Source organism: Corallococcus sp. RDP092CA (assembly GCF_041903675.1).
Classification (GTDB): domain Bacteria; phylum Myxococcota; class Myxococcia; order Myxococcales; family Myxococcaceae; genus Corallococcus.
On record NZ_JAYESI010000009.1, the window covers coordinates 182,616 to 199,103 of the forward strand.

A 16,488-nucleotide genomic window follows, 5' to 3' on the forward strand; every position below is an offset into this window, starting at 1 on the left:
CTCACGCCCGGCGGGCCCGCCACATCAGGCCGGCGGCGAGGACCGCCGCGGAAGGAGCGGCCCACGGAAGGGACCTCCGCAGCCGGTGCTCCCAGACGTCCACCCGGTCCGCCAGGAGCAGCATCATCCAGTGGCCGGGCTTGTGGTCCGGCTTCGCGTAGGCCGCCTTGCGCAAGAGGCCGCTCAGCCCCTTCGGGGGCTGGGCGGTGCCGAACACCGGCGGCATCTGCTTGCGGCCGGCGTGCTTGAACACCGGCACCTCCGCGTGCTGCGGCGCGATGGGCACGCGCGCGCCCGCCAGCGGCCTGGGCGCCGTCTCCATGGGGACGCCCGGGCGGTTGGCGGGGTCCTGGTCCACGGCCAGGGTCGGGGGGGCCTTCACCCGCGCCTTCGCGGGGCCGCTCTTCGCGCGGCGGGGCTTGTGCGTCGTCTTCTGGGGCATGGTGTGCCTCCTGTCAGGGCGGGAGTTCGTTCACGCGTGGCCGTGCGGCATGAGGACGCACTTCACGCACCCGTCGCGCTTCTGCGCGAACAGGTGGTAGGCGTCCGGCGCCTGCTCCAGCGGGAAGCGGTGGGTGATGATGCCCTTCGCGTCGATGCGGCCCTTCTGGATGTGCTCCAGGAGGTGCGGCATGTACCGGCGCGTGTTCGCCTGGTTCATGCGCAGCGTCAGGCCCTTGTTCATCGCGGTGCCAATGGGCACGAAGTTCCACGGCGGCCCGTACACGCCGATGATGGAGACGTTGCCGCCCTTGCGCACGGAGTTGATGCACCACTCGATGACGGTGGGCGCGCCCGCCTCCAGCTTCAGCCCCAGGCCCAGCACGCGGTGCGCGCGCGAGCCCTCGGCCTCCATGCCCACCGCGTCGATGCAGACGTCCGGGCCGCGGCCCTCGAAGAGCTCCTTCAGGCGCAGGACGATGTCGTCCACCTCCTTGAAGTTCACCGTCTCCACCTGGGCGAACCTCCGCGCGAACTCCAGGCGGTACGGCACATGGTCCACCGCCACCACGCGGCCGGCGCCCATCAGCCACGCGGACTTCATCGCGAAGAGGCCCACCGGGCCCGCGCCGAACACCACGACCGTCTCGCCGCCCTTGATCTCGCCCATCTCCGCGGCCTGGTAGCCGGTGGGCAGGATGTCGGAGAGGAAGAGGACGGACTCGTCGTCCATGGCGTCCGGAATCTTCATGGGCCCCACGTCCGCGAAGGGCACGCGCACGTACTCGGCCTGACCGCCGTCGAAGCCGCCCGTGGTGTGGGAGTAGCCGTAGACGCCGGAGGCCACGTCGCTGCCGGGGTTGCTGTTCTCGCAGTTCCCGGTGAGCCCGCGCTGGCAGTAGAAGCAGGTGCCGCAGGAGATGTTGAAGGGCACCACCACGCGGTCGCCCTTCTTCAGCTGCGACACCTCCTTGCCCACCTCCTCCACCACGCCGGTGAACTCGTGGCCGAAGGTGCAGCCCACGCGCGTGTCCGGCACCAGGCCGTGCAGCAGGTGCAGGTCCGAGCCGCAGATGGCGGCGCGGGTCACCTTGAGGACCACGTCCTGGGGGTGCTCGATGCGGGGGTCGGGCTTCTGCTCCACCTGGACGCGATAGGGGCCCTGGTATGTGAGTGCGCGCATGCGGGGTGAGTCCTCCGTTCCCTTACGGGTGAGGACGCCCGCGCGGTAAGACAAGGGACGGTGCGCTCCCAGCCCTCGCTCGGCTAGCCGGCCTCCGGCGGTGCGAAGGTGCCCACGGGCGCCTCCGCCGCCCGCCACAGGTACCAGCTCACCACGCTGCGGAACGGGCGCCAGCGCTCGCCGTACGCCAGGAGCGCCTTGGGCCTGGGCTGCTCCTTCAGGCCATGGAGGACCATGAAGCCCTTGCGCACGCCGTAGTCGTCCACGGGGAGCACGTCCGGCCGGCCCAGGCGGAAGATGAGCAGCATCTCCACGGTCCACTGGCCGATGCCGCGCACCTGCGTGAGGTGCTCGATGAGGTCCGCGTCGGACATGCGGCGCACGCGCGTGAGGGGCGGCACCGTGCCGTCCACCGTCTTGCGCGCCAGGTCCTGGATGGCCAGCAGCTTGTTCGCGGACAGCCCGGCCTCGCGCAGCGTGGCGTCCGGGAGCGCGAGCAGCTTCTGGGGCGTGAAGCCCCGGCCCTTCCCCACCCGCTCGCAGACGCGGCCGAAGATGGTGGCCGCCGCGCGGCCGTGGAGCTGCTGGTAGACGATGGAGTGCGCCAGCGCCTCGAAGGGGCTGTGCAGCGGGGTCCGCGTGAAGCGGAACGGGCCCACCGCCTTGAAGAGCGTGCCCAGCGTGGGGTCCGCGCGCACGAGGGCGCGGCGCGCGGCGGGGGTGAAGGCATCCGGCAGCGACACGGGGGTGGAGACAGGAGCGCGCGGCATGGGCCGCATGCTGCCCGGCCCCACCCCGCGCGGGAAGCCCCGCGTCGCCTCGCGGGTGGGGCGCGCTAGATGGGCGCGGCGTGGTCCGTCTCCTCGGGCACGTCGTTGCGGGGCTCGCCCTCCATCAGCGCGTCGTATTCCTCCTCCAGCTGGATGCCCAGGTCGTCCAGCTGGTCCCGGGAGAGGCGCTTGCGCGCCGCCTTGAAGAGGTCCTGCTCCTCTTCCTCCACGTGGTGCTCCACCTGCTCCTGGAGGACCTTCATCTTCGCGTCGAACTCCTCGTCGGAGGGCTCCATGTCCAGCAGGTCCGCGATGAGGCGCTTGACGACGAGGTGCTCCTCCACGGCCTCGCGCAGGTCGTCCTCCGTGTCCTCCTGCTTGAGCGCCGGGTAGAAGTACAGCTCCTCGATCTTCGCGTGCGCGCCCAGCCGGTCGGCGATCTGCTCGAACAGCTCCTGGCGCTGGGCGTCCGCGTGGTCCGCCAGCTTCTCGTACTTCTTGAAGAGCCTGGACACCTCTTCGTGCTGCTGCTTGATCAGCTCCAACGCGTTCATCCGGAACCCCCGTGAATGGATGGGATGAGCTGAGAGATGGGGGTGGGGCCGTCCGAAGGGAAGCCCACCCGCCTGCGCTGCTCACTTCGCCGGCAGCTTCACGGACGGCAGGTCCTTCACCGCGGGGCCGTTGAGCACGCGGCCGGTGGGGCTGAAGCGGCCGCCATGGCACGGGCAGTCCCAGGTGCGCTCCGCGGTGTTCCAGTGCACGTGGCAGCCCAGGTGCGTGCACACCGGGGACACCGCGTGGGGCGTGCCGTCCTCCTCGCGGTACACGGCCACCTTGCGGCCGTCCACCTCCAGGATCTTCGCCTCGCCCGGCGCGACGTCCGCCAGGTGGCGCCCGTCCGGCTTCGCCAGCCGGTCCGCGACGAAGCGGAAGGCCACCTCCGCGTTCTCCTGGATGAAGTCCCTGGCGCCGGCCCGGGGCTTCACGCGGCCCGCGTCGTACAGCGCGGCGTAGGGGTTCTCGTTGCCCAGGATGAGGTCCGTCAGGAGCATGCCCGCGAGCGTGCCGAACGTCATGCCCGTGCCGGAGAAGCCGGTGGCCACGTACACGTGGCGGCTGCCCACGTTCCGGCCGATATAGGGCAGGCCGTCCGCGGGCTCGATGACCTGGCCGGACCAGCGGTGGGTGATGCGCCTCACGGGGAAGCGGTCGCGCGTGTACGCCTCCAGGGCGGCGAAGCGCGCGGCGGTGTCCTCCTCGGCGCCGACCTTGTGGTCCTCGCCGCCCACGATGACGTAGGGCGCGCTGTCCACCTGCTGCGTGCGGATGTAGTGATACGGGTCGCGGCTGTCGAAGTACTGGCCCGGCTCCAGCGGGCCGCTCAGCGGGGCCGCCACCGCATAGGAGCGGTACGGGTAGAGCTTGGTGTGCATGGCCACGCGGTTGAGCGGCGTGGTGGTGGCCTCCACCACGGCCTGGGCCGTCACCGTGCCCCGCTCCGTGACGACGCGGCAGGGCGCGCCGTCGTGGAGGTCCACGACCTTGGTGTTCTCGAAGAGGTGGCAGCCGTCGCCGGGGATGCGGTCCGCGAGCCCGAGCAGGTACTCGCGCGGGTGGAACAGGGCCTGATCCTCCACGCGCAGCGCGCCCCGCACCGGGAAGGGCAGCGGCACCTCCTTCGTGAAGGTGGCCAGGAGCCCCGCCTGCTTCGCCGCGGCGACTTCGTGCAACAGCTCCCGCAGCTCGCGCTCGTTCTCCGCGTAGCGGAAGGCCGGCGCCCGGGTGAACCCGCAGTCGATGCCGAGCGTCTCCACCAGGGAGGCGATCTGCTCGATGGCGGCCCGGCTGGAGGACGCGGCCAGATGCGCGCCCTTCTCGCCAAAGTCCCTCGCGAGCGTGGTGTACGGCGTGTCCAGCAGCTCCGTGAGGTGCGCGGTCGTCTGCCCCGTCTGGCCGGAGAGGATGCGGTGCATCTCCAGCACCGCCACCTTCTTGCCAGCGCGCTTCAGCAGCCAGGCGGTCGTCAGGCCCGTGAGGCCCCCGCCGATGATGGCCACATCCACGTCCAGGTGGCCCGACAGGGAGGGGAAGTCGCGAGGAAGCGTCGTCACCGTCCAGAGGGATTTGTGCTGGCGCTCGTCGTTCATGGAGGAAGGCTAGGAATCCGCTCCCCAGGGCATAAGCCACGCCTGCCGAGCCCCGCCCGGCCGGCTGCCCAGCATGGGGTGTACGCGACCCAACAGAGCCTCGCTCCGGGTGTTGGTCAGTCAGGAGCCGGGCGCGGACGAGGCTGGGGTGCACGGGCGCCCTCGCGTTAGAACAGCCCCTGGACCTGAGGGTCCGCGCCGGGCGGACCCAAGGAGCATGCGTCGAATGCCCGTGGAACGCGTGACAGGTGGGGCCAGCCTGGTGGACGTGCTGGACCGCCTGCTGGACAGGGGGCTGCGCTTCGACACGCCGGCCCTGGAGGCCCTGGGGCGCGCCGCGTCCCGCGCCGGGGAGACACGCATCGTGGTGGCATTTTCGGAGGTCCGCACCGCAGACTCGCGGGAGCGCGGTCGTTCCCCGCGTCCCCCTTTACCCGGAGCGTAAGGTCGTGGCGTCCCCAGCCCCGCTGCCCCCCGCCGAAGTCGATCCCGGGGCGCGCCTCGTGCTCGCCGAGCACCTGCTCGCCTGCGAGTCCGCCGTCGCCAGCGCACGAGCGGTCGTGGAGTGGCTCACGCGCAGGCATGGCGCGCCGGCCGCCTGCGTCGGGCCCCTGGAGGGCGCGGGGGCGTCCGCGTGCCTGGCCAGCGAAGGGCTGACGGGCGCGCAGCAGGCCGCGCTGGCCCGGGCGTGGGATGCGCACGGCGCTCCGCTCGCCGCCCTCCGCGGCCGGCCCGGGGCCCGGTGGCTGCCGGCGGACGCGGTGGAGGGCGCGGGGATGCCGGGCGGGTTCCTGGCCGTGCCCCTGGGCCGCGCCGGAGCGCCCGCCGCCGCGCTGCTGGTGGTGGGGCTGCCCGGCCCGGCCGTGCCGGAGGACGTGGCGTGGGTGGCGTCGTGCGCGGGGCCGCTCCTCGCCCGGCAGCTGGCCCCGGACGCGCGCGCGCCGCGCCGCCCGGAGCCGGACCGGCTGCTTCGCCGGGTCATCAACGCGGTGTCGGACCCGGTGCTGCTCACGGACACGGGGGGCACGCTGCTCTTCGCCAACGCCCGCGCGGAGGCGCTGCTGGTGGCGGACCCGGACTCGAGCCCCGGCCGCACGCGGGCGGTGCAGCTCAACCAGCGCGTGTTCCGGGAGACGCTCGCGCAGGGCGGCACGACGGTGCACCGGCGCGAGGTGCCGCTGGTGGATCCGCTGGAGGGCATGGACCTGATCTTCGAGCTGGTCTCCACGCCGGTGCTGGCGCCGGACGGGCCGTCCGTGGTGGTGAGCGTGCTGCGCAACCTGACGGACCTGGGCCGCGCCACGCAGGCGCTGGGGGAGAGCTACCGGCGGCTGCGCGCCACGGAGCGCGAGGCCCGCAGCGAGCGCCACCGCCTGGACCGGGTGCTGGACTCGGTGGCGGACCCCATCATCCTGACCGACCCGACGGGCGGCATGGTGATGATGAACGACCCGGCCGAGCGCCTCTTCGCGTGGCCGCACGAAGAGGGCTCGGCGAGCGAGGGCCCCGCGGGCGAGGCCGTGCTGCGCCGGGTGCGCGCCAACGACGCCCTCTTCGCGTCCTTCCTGGCGAACCTGCTGGGGCCGGTGAACGCGGGCGTGTCGCGCTGGAAGAGCCAGCTGACGCTGGACGACCCGGCCACCGGCGCGCCCGTGCCCATGGAGGCCATGGCCAACAAGGTGCTGGGCGACGGGGGCGAGCTGACGGGCATCGTCACCGTCTTCCACGACCGCACGGAGGTGCTGGAGCGGGCGCGGCTGCTGGAGCGCGTGAAGGAGGTCTCCAGCGAGCTGGAGGCGCGCGTGCAGGCCGCCACCGCGGAGCTGGCGGAGCAGAACGAGAAGCTGCGCCGGCAGGCCATCCAGTTGGAGCAGGCGAGCGCGGCCAAGTCGCAGTTCCTGGCCAACATGTCGCACGAGTTCCGCACGCCGCTCAACGCCATCCTCGGCTACACGAACATGCTCCTGCAGGGCGTGTCCGGGGAGATGACGCCGCCGCAGCGCCGGAACCTCACGCGCATCGACTCCAACGGGCGGCACCTGCTGGAGGTCATCAACGAGATATTGGACATCACCCGCATCGAGGCGGGGCGGATGCCGCTGCACCTGTCGGACTTCGGCATCCCGGAGCTCTTGCAGGAGGTGATGGCGGAGATGGACCCCATCATCGCGCGCAGCAAGCTGGCGGTGGAGACGCGCCTGGATGAAGGGCTGCCAGGGGTGTGGAGCGACCGACAGAAGGTGAAGCAGATCGTCCTCAACCTGTTGTCCAACGCGCTGAAGTTCACGCACGAGGGCGGCGTGCAGGTGCTGGCGGAGTATCAGAACGCCACCGGCACCGTGGCCATCTCGGTGAAGGACACAGGCATCGGAATCGACGTGTCGAACCAGGAGAAGATCTTCGAGGACTTCCAGCAGGTGGACAGCTCACCCACGCGGGCCTATGGGGGCACGGGCCTGGGCCTGTCCATCTGCCGCCGCCTGGCCGAGATGATCGGGGGACGCGTCTCCCTCCAGAGCGCCCCGGGCCAGGGTTCGACCTTCACCCTGCACTTTCCAAGACGTGCGAGACGGACATGACGAACACCCCGGAAAAACCCAAGCCGCTCGTACTGGTGGTGGACGACTACCAGGATGCCCGGGAGATGTACGCGGAGTACCTGGAGTTCTCCGGCTTCCGGGTGGCGGAGGCGAAGAACGGCCAGGAGGCGTTGGACAAGGCGTTCGAGCTGGTGCCGGACGTCATCCTGATGGACCTGTCCCTGCCGGTGATGGACGGCTGGGAGGCGACGCGCCGGCTGAAGAGCGACGCGCGCACCCAGGGCATCCCGGTGGTGGCGCTCACGGGGCATGCCCTGAAGGGCCACTCGGAGGACGCGAACGAGGCCGGGTGTGACGCGTATGTCACCAAGCCGTGCCTGCCGGACGCGTTGGTGGAGCAGGTGAAGAAGATGATCGCCCGGCGCGAGGCGGCGTCCCCGCGCTGAAGCGGCGTCACTGCAAGGAGGTGGGCACGTCATGACGGCGAAGACCCAGGCGGAGTCCTCGCGAGAGGGGCGGGCGCACTACCTCTACGGCATCGTGCGAGAAGACACGCGGTGGGAGCCGGACGTCGCGGGGCTGGGTGAGGCCCCGGTGCGCACGGTGCGCGAGGGCTGCCTCGCGGCGCTGGTGTCGGACGTGGCGGGCCCGAGGGTGGTGCCCACGCGGGCGCACCTGCTGATGCACCAGCGCGTGGCGGAGGCCGTGGTGCGCGAGCACACGCTGGTGCCGGTGGCCTTCGGGACGGTGCTGCCCTCGGAGGAGCGCGTGCGGGAGCTCTTGCACGTGGCGCGCGTGCCGTTGAGCCGGGCGCTGTCCGAGTTGGAGGGCCGCGTGGAGCTGGGGCTGAAGGTGTACTGCCACGGCGACGCGCTGATGCACAGCCTGCGGGAGGCGAACCCGGAGCTGGCGCGCGGCCCCTCCGAGCTCGAGGAGGACCACGAGGCGCGGCTGGAGGCGGCGCTGCGCGACCGCACCCGGAAGGACCTGGACGGGCTGAAGGCCGGCCTGCGGACCCTGGCGGAGGCCGTGCACGAGACGCCGCCGCTGGGGGAGCGGATGCTGCTCAACGCGGCCTTCCTGGTGGACCGCACGCGGGTGGCCGCGTTCGAGGCGCGGCTGCACTCGCTGGTGGCGCGGCTGGACGCGTACACGTTCCGCTTCACGGGGCCGTGGCCGGCCTACAGCTTCGTGGACGTGCGGCTGGACGTGGAGCGGGCGGACGCCGCCGCGCCGTGAGCATCAGCGCGGCGTGGTGAGCTTCGCGGCGTCCTCGGCCAGGAGCTCCAGGCCGCCGCCCATGCGGACCCAGCCCGGGGCGAGCTCCGTGCGCGCGTACCACGAGCTGTCCGGCGTCTTCGCCATGGAGAGCTCGCCCACGGCCTTGCCGCCGCGCTGGTACTCCACGCGGAAGGCGGGCGTGGGGGCCGGGCCCGGAGGGGCCTCTCCGCGGCCGAGCAGCTCCACGGGGGTGAGGCGCCACAGGCGGTCGTGCCAGTTGCGGGCGAACTCGTCCGGGGTGCCGGGGGCGTCCACGGGCGAGAGCCGCACGGCGCCCGGGGGCTGGCCGTTGGCGATGAAGGCGCGGGAGTGGGTGCCCGTGGAGATGACGACGCGGTCGAAGCCGTCCACGTCGAAGGCGTGCAGCCGGCGGTCCACGAGCCGGCTGGCCGCGGCCTCCAGGTCCGGCAGCAGCCCGGGCCCGAGGAGGAAGACGTGCCCGTCGGACGTGCGCTGGAGGTAGGGGGCGCCCCAGCCCGACACGGGGGTGGCGAGGCGGAACGTCCGGGGCGTCCCGTCGAGCGTGAGCGTCAGGCCGCGCTCCGTCTTCGCGAGGCCGACCTCGTCCAGCTTCTGCGGGTCCAGGACGCCCAGGTCCCGCTGCGCGCGCAGCGGAGCGAAGCGGGAGAACAGCTTGAGCGCCGCGTCGTTGCCGCGCAGCTCCCGGGGCGGAGGCACGGGGGCAGGACTCTCGGGTGTCCCCGCGTCCGTGGGAGCACTGGCGAGCGCGCCTCCGTCGCTGACCGCCGGATGCGGGCCCGCGTCGGGCGCCGCGCGGGCCAACGCCTCCGCATCCCGCGCGGAACGCCCCGCGTCGATGCCCGCATGGGCGAGTGCACCGGCGTTCGTCGCAGGGGCCAGCGCTCCCGCGTCGGGCGCGGCGCTGCCCGCGTCACCGGAGGCACGGGCCAGGACACCCGCATCCATCGCGGCCTCGGGGGGCGGCTTCGCGGGCTTGCTGCCCAGGCGGACCCAGATGGTGTCGCGGTCCTGGGGGTCGCGGACCAGCTCCACGAAGCGCGACTCCTCGTCGTACCGGATGCGGTCGAGCGCGCTCGCCGGCGCGTCCTCCACCGTCACCTCACCCGGCGCGCGCGAGGGCTCGCGCTGCCACACGAAGAACGCGGCCACCAGGGCCACGCCCGCCAGCACCCCCTGCACCGCCACATCACGCGCCTTCATCGCGCACCTCCCGCCGCCGCGGCACCCCGAGGCGCGCGCCGTCCGCGCCGCCGCGTCACGAAGAAGCCCACCGCCAGCACCGCCACCGGCACCCCGAAGACCGTCGCGTAGAACCACGCGACGTCCTGCGAGCGCGTGTGCTGCAACGGCACGTCCTCCTCACTGGACGTCACGCCGGAGAGCGCCTCCTCGCCGGAGAGCCAGCGCAGCGTGTCCACCGCGAGGTACGCGTTGCCCAGGTTGCCCAGGATGCCGTCGCCCAGCGCGTCCGCGTCCGCCATCACCACCGCGCGAGGCGCGGGCTTCCCCTCCCCCGCCGGCCGCTCCACCGCCACCACCAGCGGCCACGCCTTCACGACCTCGCCCGGCTCGGGCTCGAAGTCGCCGTTGCGGTCCGCGAACGTCGCGGCGTGCGCGCGCACGCTCGTGTCCAGCAGCACGCCGGGCACCGGCGGCGTCACCACCTCCAGCGCCGTCGCGCCCGGGAACGCCACCGCGCCCTGGGAGCCCAGCGCGGACAGCGACGTCACCGACGGGTGCGAGGAGAAGCTCGCCGTGCCCAGGTTGCCCCGGTCGCTCAGCTGACGCGTGGTGCGGAAGAACACCCGGTCGTTCGCCAGCGGCACGCGCAGCGACTTGAGCCCCATGGGTTGCAGCAGCGGCTCCAGCGCCGCGCCCTCCGGCTCCAGCGCGATCCACAGCCGCCCACCGCGCTCCCAGTACTCGCGCAGGGCGGTGGTCTCCTCCGGCAGCAGCTCCCGGGTGGGCCCCAGCACCGCCACCATCGCCGCATCGGAGGGCACCGCCGACCCCAGCCCCTCGGCGGCCGTGAGCGTGCGCACATCCACGTTCTGCGCGCGCAGCAGCTCCTTGAGCTGCGCCACCGACGGGCGGGCCGCCTCTCCCGGCACGGGCCGCGTGTCCGCGCGCTCCCCGTGGCCTCCCGTGAGGTAGACGACGCGACGGGGCTTCGCCACCGCCAGCAGCCGCCGCTGCACCTCCGCGTCCAGCCGCTGGAGCTGCCCCCGCGCCCGCTCCGGCTCCAGGCCCAGCGTGAGGATCTCCTTGCGGTCTCCCCGCGCCAGCACCACGGAGCCGTTGCCGCTGACGCCCAGGGCCCTGGCGCGCGCGGGCTCCACGGCCTGGTCCAGCGCCTCCACGCCCAGCTGCGGGCTCTCCGGCTCCAGGTCGCGGAAGTACTGCCGCGCCGCCTCCCCCACCTCGTTGGCGGGCGGGAAGAAGAGCGTCACTTGCAGGGGCTCGTTGAGGCCGCGCACCAGCTTGCGCGTGGCATCGCCCGGCTTCGCGGTCCGGAAGTACGACAGGTCCCAGGTCGCGTCCGCCTGCGTGGCCACGTACGTCGCCGCGAACGCGAACACGACGACGAACGCCACGCCCAGGCCGGAGTACAGCGCGCTGCGCACGCGGCCCGTCTCCGGCACCGGCGCGCGCGCCATCGCCACCAGCGCGGCCTCCACCATCGCCAGCGGAACGAGCGAGCACAGCAGCAGCGCCGGGAACAGCACCGCCAGCACCACCGACAGCCGGGGCGCCGAGCGCGCCAGCGGCTCCCCGAGGAGCGCCGTCCCCACGTCCCCCTTCACGAAGTAGAGCACCAGCGCGGCCAGCCCCACGACGTACAGCGTGAGCACCCACCGCTCCAGCGCGCGCCGCTCCGAGGGCGCGGAGATCACCCGCACCGCGCGCCACGCCGTCGCGCCCACCGCCACCGCGGTGCCCAGCGCCGCCAGCGCCACGCGGCCGGAGCCCGCGCCCAGCACCCGCTCCGCGAGGAAGACCGCCACGAGCCCCGCGACGAACGCCCCCGTCGCGGCCAGTCCCGTTCCGAAAGAGGCCGGCGTGCTCATCGCCACCTCCGCGCTTCCAGCACCCGCGTGGCCGCGAACAGCGCCACGTAGGTGACCCCCAGGTAGTAGACGACGTCCCGCACGTGGATGAGCCCGGTCTGGAACGGGGGGAAGTGCTGGTTCCACAGCGACATCGCGCTGAAGACGTCCGACAGCGGCTGCTCGGTGATGCGCGCCAGCAGCCAGCACAGGATGAGCGCCACCAGCATCACCGCGGAGAAGATGGCCGCGAGCAGCTGGTTCTTCGCCAGCGACGACCCGAACGTCCCCACCGCCAGCGACGCGCTCCCCAGCAGCAGCAGCCCCAGGTAGCCCGCCGCCACGTGTCCGAAGGACACCTTGCCGTTCACCAGCACCAGCAGCGGCATGTAGAGCGTGAGCAGCAGGTACAGCGCCAGGAACGCGAGCCCCGCCAGGAACTTGCCCAGCACGATGTCCCGGTCCCGCACCGGCGACGCGTACAGGAGCGGCAGCGTGCCCGTCTGGCGCTCCTCCGCGAGCAGCCGCATGGACACGAGGATGGCGGCCACGATGGTGAAGCCGCTGGAGTAGTAGAAGAAGCCGGACAGCACCTCCGCGGAGCGCTTGCTCGCGCCGCCCAGGGCGTACGCGTTGAAGAACAGGCCGTTGACCGCGAGGATGATGGCCAGGATGACGTAGCCGCTGGGCGTGCGCAGGTAGCCGGCCAGCTCGCGGCGCGCAATCAGGAGCGCCTTCACGCCTTCACCTCCTGCCCCGTCAGGCGCAGGAACAGCGCCTCCAGCTGTCCCTCGTTCGCGTCCAGCCGCAGCAGCTCCAGGCCCGCGCCCACCACCGCCCGAGCCACCTGGGGCCGCAGGTCCGGCGCCGCCGCGACCTTCAGGGCCAGCACGCCGCGCTCCCCTTCCCGCGCCTCCACCGCGCCGAAGCCCTGCAAGGCCTCCAGGGCGCGCGCGCGGTCGCCCCGCACCTCCAGCACGATGGACGGGCCGCCCAGGCTTCGCGACAGCTCCTCTTCGCTGCCCTGCGCCAGCAGCGTGCCCTTGTGGATGATGAGCAGCCGGTCACACGTCTGGGAGATCTCCGGGAGGATGTGGCTGGACACGAGCACCGTGTGCGCGCCCTTGAGGCCGCGGATGACGTCGCGCATCTCCACGATTTGAAGCGGGTCCAGGCCGCTGGTCGGCTCGTCGAGGATGAGCAGCGCGGGCTTGTGCACCAGCGCCTGCGCCAGCCCCACGCGCTGGCGGTAGCCGTGGCTCAGCGTGGCGATGACGTCGCCGTGCACGTCGCGAAGGCCGGTCTTCTCCTCGGCCTCGCCCACGTGGGACGCGGTGGCCTTCGCCGGCACGTCGCGCAGGCGGGCGACGTAGGCCAGGTACTCGCCCACGGTCATCTCCTCGTAGACGGGGGGCACGTCCGGCAGGTAGCCGATGCGCTGACGCACCTCGTGGGACTGGCTCACCACGTCGTGCCCGTCGATGACGACGCGCCCCGAGGTGGGCAGCAGCACGCAGCCGAGGACCCTGAGCGTCGTCGACTTGCCGGCGCCGTTGAGGCCCAGGAAGCCGATGACCTCGCCCTGGCCGATGGTGAAGGCCAGGTCCCGGATGGCCGCGTGCTCGCCGTAGAACTTCGTCAACCCTTCGACCTGGATCATCAAGACTCCTCGAAGCGAGGGGGAAGCGGCGCACTTCTGTCGCCCCTCCCGAGGAGTGTCAAGCACCGGGCGCGCCGCATGGGACGACAGGCGCCGCCCCAACGGACTCACCCGTGACGGTATTCCGCGCCGTCGGTGGTGCGGCCCAGCGTGAAGCGCAGCGCGCCCTCCAGGTCGGGCAGGAGGAAGGGGAAGCCGTGGGCCTGGGCCACGGTGGGCAGCGCGTGGGCGCTCGACAGGAGGGTCTCCTCGCCCATCTGCCCGAAGACGGTCTTCACCACGGCGGCGGGCAGCGGGAACACCGCGGGGCGGTGGAGCACCTTGCCCAGCACCTTCGCCAGCTCACCCTGCCGCACCGCGTTCGGGGACACGGCGTTGACGGGCCCCTGGATGGACGGGGTGAAGAGGGCGAGCTGGATGAGGCCCAGCACGTCCTCCAGCGCCACCCAGCTCATCCACTGGCGTCCGGAGGCCACGGGGCCGCCGCCGCCCGCCTGGGTCGCGAGCGCCAGCTTCGCGAGCGCCCCGCCCCGCGCGTCCAGCACCACGCCGATGCGCAGGCGCACCACGCGGATGCCCGCGGCCTCGGCGGGCCCGGTGGAGGCCTCCCACTGGCGCGTGACGTCCGCGAGGAAGCCGTCGCCGCAGGAGGAGGCTTCGGTGAGCGCCTCCTCGCCCCGGTTGCCGTAGTAGCCGACGGCGGAGGCGCAGATGAGCACGCGCGGCTTGCGGGTGGCGCGGGCCAGGGTCTCCGACAGCAGGCGGGTGGTCTCCGTGCGGCTCTTGAGGATCTCCGCCTTGCGCGCGTCGGTCCACCGGCCCTCGCCCACGTTGGAGCCGGACAGGTGCACCACGGCGTCCACGCCCTCCAGGCCGGCGGCGTCGAGGGTGCCCCGGTCGGGGGCCCAGGCGATGTCCCCGCGCGCCGGGTTCGCGCGGCCACGCACCAGCCGCTTCACGCGGTGGCCGCCGGTGGTGAGGAACGCGGACAGCGAGGAGCCCAGCATGCCGGACGCGCCAGCGATGGCCACGGTGAGCGGCCCCTGGGAGGCGAAGGCGGCATGGCGGCGCAGGTCCGCGCGGGTGAGCGCGTGGCGGTACGCGAACGTGCGCTCCAGCCGCTGGCGGGCGTAGCCACCGCCGAAGGTGTCCCCGAGCGCCCCGACGGGCAGCGCGTACTGGATGGAGTCCTCCAGGATGGAGGTCCCGGGGCCGTCGGGGTTCATGCGGTGGTCGTGGATCCACTTCGCGAAGGGGCCTTCGCGCTGGGTGTCCTGGAAGGAGGAGCCCTCCACGTAGGCGGTGTGCTCGGCGACCATGCGCTGGGGGAGGGGGCCCAGGTGGAGCTTGACGGTGACGCGAGCGCCGGGGCGGATGCCGTCACCGGAGCGGTCCACGACCTCCGCGGTCTCCCAGGGGGGCGCCAGGCGTTCGAAGGCGCCCTCGCGGGCGTGCCACGAGAAGAGGTCGGCGGCGGGGACTGGCATCTGGCTGCGCGCCTCGAAAACGTGCGACTTGCCCATGGTTTCTCCTGGGGAGACAGTGCGGCCCGAGCATGCTTACTCCCGACCTCCTCGACCGTGCAGTCGAATTGCTGCGACGCGGCGGCGTCATCGCCCTGCCAACAGAGACGGTCTACGGCCTCGCGGCCAACGCCGAGGACGAGCTGGCCGTGCGCCGCGTCTTCGCCATCAAGGGTCGGCCGGCGACCCATCCGCTCATCGTCCACATCCCGGACGCGGAGCACCTGCCCGAGTGGGCGCGCGTGGTGCCAGACGAAGCCCTGGCCTTGGCGAAGGCCTTCTGGCCGGGGCCGCTGACGCTGGTGCTGCCGCGCACGTCGAAGGCCACGGACGCGGTGACGGGAGGCCAGGACACGGTGGCGCTGCGGGTGCCCGGTCATTCCGTCGCGATGGAGGTGCTGGAGCGGCTGGGCGGAGGCGTGGCCGCGCCGAGCGCCAACCGCTTCGGTCGGGTGAGCCCGACGACGGCGGAGCACGTGCGGCGAGACCTGGGCGACGACGTGGACCTGGTGCTGGACGGAGGTCCGTCCACGGTGGGCGTGGAGTCGACCATCGTGGACCTGTCATCCGGAGCGCCGGCGATACTCAGGCCCGGGGGCCTGGCGACGGAGGACATCGAGCGGGTGCTGGGGCGCGCGGTGCCGGTGCGCACATCGTCCACGGTGCGAGTATCCGGGTCGCTGGCGTCGCACTACGCGCCGCGAGCCGGCGTGGTGCTCGCGGAGCCCACCGAAGCGCTCGCGCGCGTGGAAGCGCTGCGTGCACAGGGTTTGCGCGTGGGAGTGCTGGGCCCCGCGTCGCTGTCACTGCCCTCGGAGGTGCAGCGCTTCGACGTGCCAGGAGAACCCGCGCAGGCCGCGCGTGTCCTCTATGCACGGCTGAGGGAAGCCGACGAACAGGGGCACGACGTGCTCGTGGCCTGCCTGCCCGCGGCGAGCGGCCTGGGCATCGCCGTGCGAGACCGGCTGTCCCGCGCGGCGGCGCCCCGCGACAGCTGAATGAGACACGCATCACTATCGATCGTGGTCGACAGCCCTCAAAGCTCCTGGGTCATGCGCTGAAGCTCAAGCTCTCTTGCGCGTTGCCGAGCCGCTGCGAGCTCCGGCGCATACCTCGCACTCTCATATTCGACAACCACAGCCTCGACGCCTGGCGTTTTCACGCTCCTGAGCTTGACGTCGCTTTCGACCGTCGCCCACCGGCTCAGCAGCAAGAATCGTTTCTCGGCAGCACGCGCCTCTCGCCGGGCTTCCGCCTCATCGTTTTCTGCCCGGACATCGATGCGCTGCTGCGCATATTGATCCGGGTGAACGCCGGTAAATGATTCCGTAAGCTTCCCCAGCACATACACGGTATCCGCAGCAGAGCGATAGCTGCCAACCCGCCACTGGGCTTCATAGGCTGTATCCCGATCGCGCACCGGCGTCCCGAACTTCCGATTGAGCAACCGCCGGATCAGCAGATGTGAGTTCCGAACGTTACCGGCCTCCGGAAAGAAGACGTCGACCGCGACGAGTCGGCCCTTCAGGAAGCCAAACGTCACAACCGCCGGAAGGTCCGCGATGGTGGACTTCCAACGCATCGCATTCTCATTGAGCATTTTTCCATCCGGAAAGAGCCCCCGGACTTCTTCGACGCTCATGCCCCAACGGGCATCCTGGAAGCCCTCGGAGCTTCGATAGTCAGGCCCCTGACGCCTCCAGTCCTGCATGGCCCCATGGCGCTTCTTCTCGATCAGCCCTTCGCGAGTGGTCACGCAGCCAGCGATGAGACACGCCGTCACGATGCAACCAAGCACGCCCGGTCTCATGGGACCTCCAATCTCGACAACGGCCCCTCGGACGCCCACCCGCCATGGAACGGGTGTCCCCCATCGGGGCGGCCTCTCGGGCAGACTCAATCATAACGCAT

Annotated in this window: 16 protein-coding genes; 5 read left to right on the top strand and 11 right to left on the bottom strand. The window is 72.3% G+C overall.

The features are described 5' to 3' along the window. Position 1: 1 nt before the first annotated feature. From U8525_RS13030 to U8525_RS13050, 5 genes are all read right to left on the bottom strand, one after another. A complete protein-coding gene (locus U8525_RS13030; protein WP_374265323.1) occupies positions 2–442 on the bottom strand; it encodes a hypothetical protein in 441 nt (146 codons plus the stop codon). Between the two features lie 30 nt (positions 443–472). Further along, positions 473–1,624 carry a zinc-dependent alcohol dehydrogenase gene (locus tag U8525_RS13035; RefSeq protein WP_374265325.1) on the bottom strand — a complete coding sequence of 384 codons (1,152 nt, stop codon included), beginning with the start codon at positions 1,622–1,624 and terminating at the stop codon, positions 473–475. 83 nt (positions 1,625–1,707) lie between these two features. Continuing rightward, complete coding sequence (locus tag U8525_RS13040; protein WP_374265327.1) at positions 1,708–2,394, bottom strand: DNA-3-methyladenine glycosylase; 687 nt, start codon at positions 2,392–2,394, stop codon at positions 1,708–1,710. Positions 2,395–2,459: 65 nt separating this feature from the next. Then, a complete protein-coding gene (locus U8525_RS13045; RefSeq protein ID WP_374265329.1) occupies positions 2,460–2,948 on the bottom strand; it encodes a hemerythrin domain-containing protein in 489 nt (162 codons plus the stop codon). A gap of 81 nt (positions 2,949–3,029) precedes the next feature. Beyond that, complete coding sequence (locus U8525_RS13050; RefSeq protein WP_374265331.1) at positions 3,030–4,544, bottom strand: FAD-dependent oxidoreductase; 1,515 nt, start codon at positions 4,542–4,544, stop codon at positions 3,030–3,032. A gap of 226 nt (positions 4,545–4,770) precedes the next feature. On the opposite strand from U8525_RS13050, the gene U8525_RS13055 reads away from it, so the two are divergent. Genes U8525_RS13055 through U8525_RS13070 form a run of 4 tightly spaced genes read left to right on the top strand, consistent with a single transcriptional unit; the run spans position 4,771 to position 8,323 of the window. Then, on the top strand, positions 4,771–4,989 hold the full coding sequence (locus U8525_RS13055) for a hypothetical protein (protein WP_374265333.1): 219 nt from the start codon (positions 4,771–4,773) through the stop codon (positions 4,987–4,989). A gap of 4 nt (positions 4,990–4,993) precedes the next feature. Continuing rightward, positions 4,994–7,123 carry an ATP-binding protein gene (locus tag U8525_RS13060; protein ID WP_374265335.1) on the top strand — a complete coding sequence of 710 codons (2,130 nt, stop codon included), beginning with the start codon at positions 4,994–4,996 and terminating at the stop codon, positions 7,121–7,123. Beyond that, positions 7,120–7,530 (top strand): response regulator, encoded by a 411-nt coding sequence (locus U8525_RS13065; protein WP_374265337.1) that lies wholly within the window; start codon positions 7,120–7,122, stop codon positions 7,528–7,530. Before U8525_RS13060 ends, U8525_RS13065 begins: the two co-directional genes overlap by 4 nt. Before the next feature lie 31 nt (positions 7,531–7,561). After that, complete coding sequence (locus tag U8525_RS13070; RefSeq protein WP_374265339.1) at positions 7,562–8,323, top strand: GvpL/GvpF family gas vesicle protein; 762 nt, start codon at positions 7,562–7,564, stop codon at positions 8,321–8,323. Between the two features lie 3 nt (positions 8,324–8,326). Here the strand turns inward: U8525_RS13070 and U8525_RS13075 are convergent, their stop codons facing one another. The 5 genes from U8525_RS13075 to U8525_RS13095 all read right to left on the bottom strand — a co-directional run bounded on the left by U8525_RS13075 (position 8,327) and on the right by U8525_RS13095 (position 14,577). Continuing rightward, positions 8,327–9,547: a hypothetical protein gene (locus U8525_RS13075; RefSeq protein WP_374265341.1), complete on the bottom strand. Its 1,221-nt coding sequence runs from the start codon at positions 9,545–9,547 to the stop codon at positions 8,327–8,329. Then, the gene (locus U8525_RS13080; protein ID WP_374265343.1) at positions 9,544–11,415 is read right to left on the bottom strand and encodes a Gldg family protein; all 1,872 of its coding nucleotides are present in this window, start codon (positions 11,413–11,415) and stop codon (positions 9,544–9,546) included. Before U8525_RS13080 ends, U8525_RS13075 begins: the two co-directional genes overlap by 4 nt. Further along, the gene (locus U8525_RS13085) at positions 11,412–12,134 is read right to left on the bottom strand and encodes an ABC transporter permease (protein WP_374265345.1); all 723 of its coding nucleotides are present in this window, start codon (positions 12,132–12,134) and stop codon (positions 11,412–11,414) included. The genes U8525_RS13080 and U8525_RS13085 overlap by 4 nt, the downstream gene beginning before the upstream one ends. Beyond that, a complete protein-coding gene (locus U8525_RS13090; RefSeq protein ID WP_374265349.1) occupies positions 12,131–13,054 on the bottom strand; it encodes an ABC transporter ATP-binding protein in 924 nt (307 codons plus the stop codon). The genes U8525_RS13085 and U8525_RS13090 overlap by 4 nt, the downstream gene beginning before the upstream one ends. Before the next feature lie 107 nt (positions 13,055–13,161). Beyond that, the gene (locus tag U8525_RS13095) at positions 13,162–14,577 is read right to left on the bottom strand and encodes a TIGR01777 family oxidoreductase (RefSeq protein ID WP_374265351.1); all 1,416 of its coding nucleotides are present in this window, start codon (positions 14,575–14,577) and stop codon (positions 13,162–13,164) included. Positions 14,578–14,645: 68 nt separating this feature from the next. Here U8525_RS13095 and U8525_RS13100 point away from each other — a divergent pair, with 68 nt between their 5' ends. Continuing rightward, complete coding sequence (locus tag U8525_RS13100) at positions 14,646–15,575, top strand: L-threonylcarbamoyladenylate synthase (RefSeq protein WP_374265353.1); 930 nt, start codon at positions 14,646–14,648, stop codon at positions 15,573–15,575. Between the two features lie 38 nt (positions 15,576–15,613). Here U8525_RS13100 and U8525_RS13105 read toward each other — a convergent pair whose 3' ends face one another. Then, on the bottom strand, positions 15,614–16,387 hold the full coding sequence (locus U8525_RS13105) for a hypothetical protein (protein WP_374265355.1): 774 nt from the start codon (positions 16,385–16,387) through the stop codon (positions 15,614–15,616). Positions 16,388–16,488 lie beyond the last annotated feature (101 nt).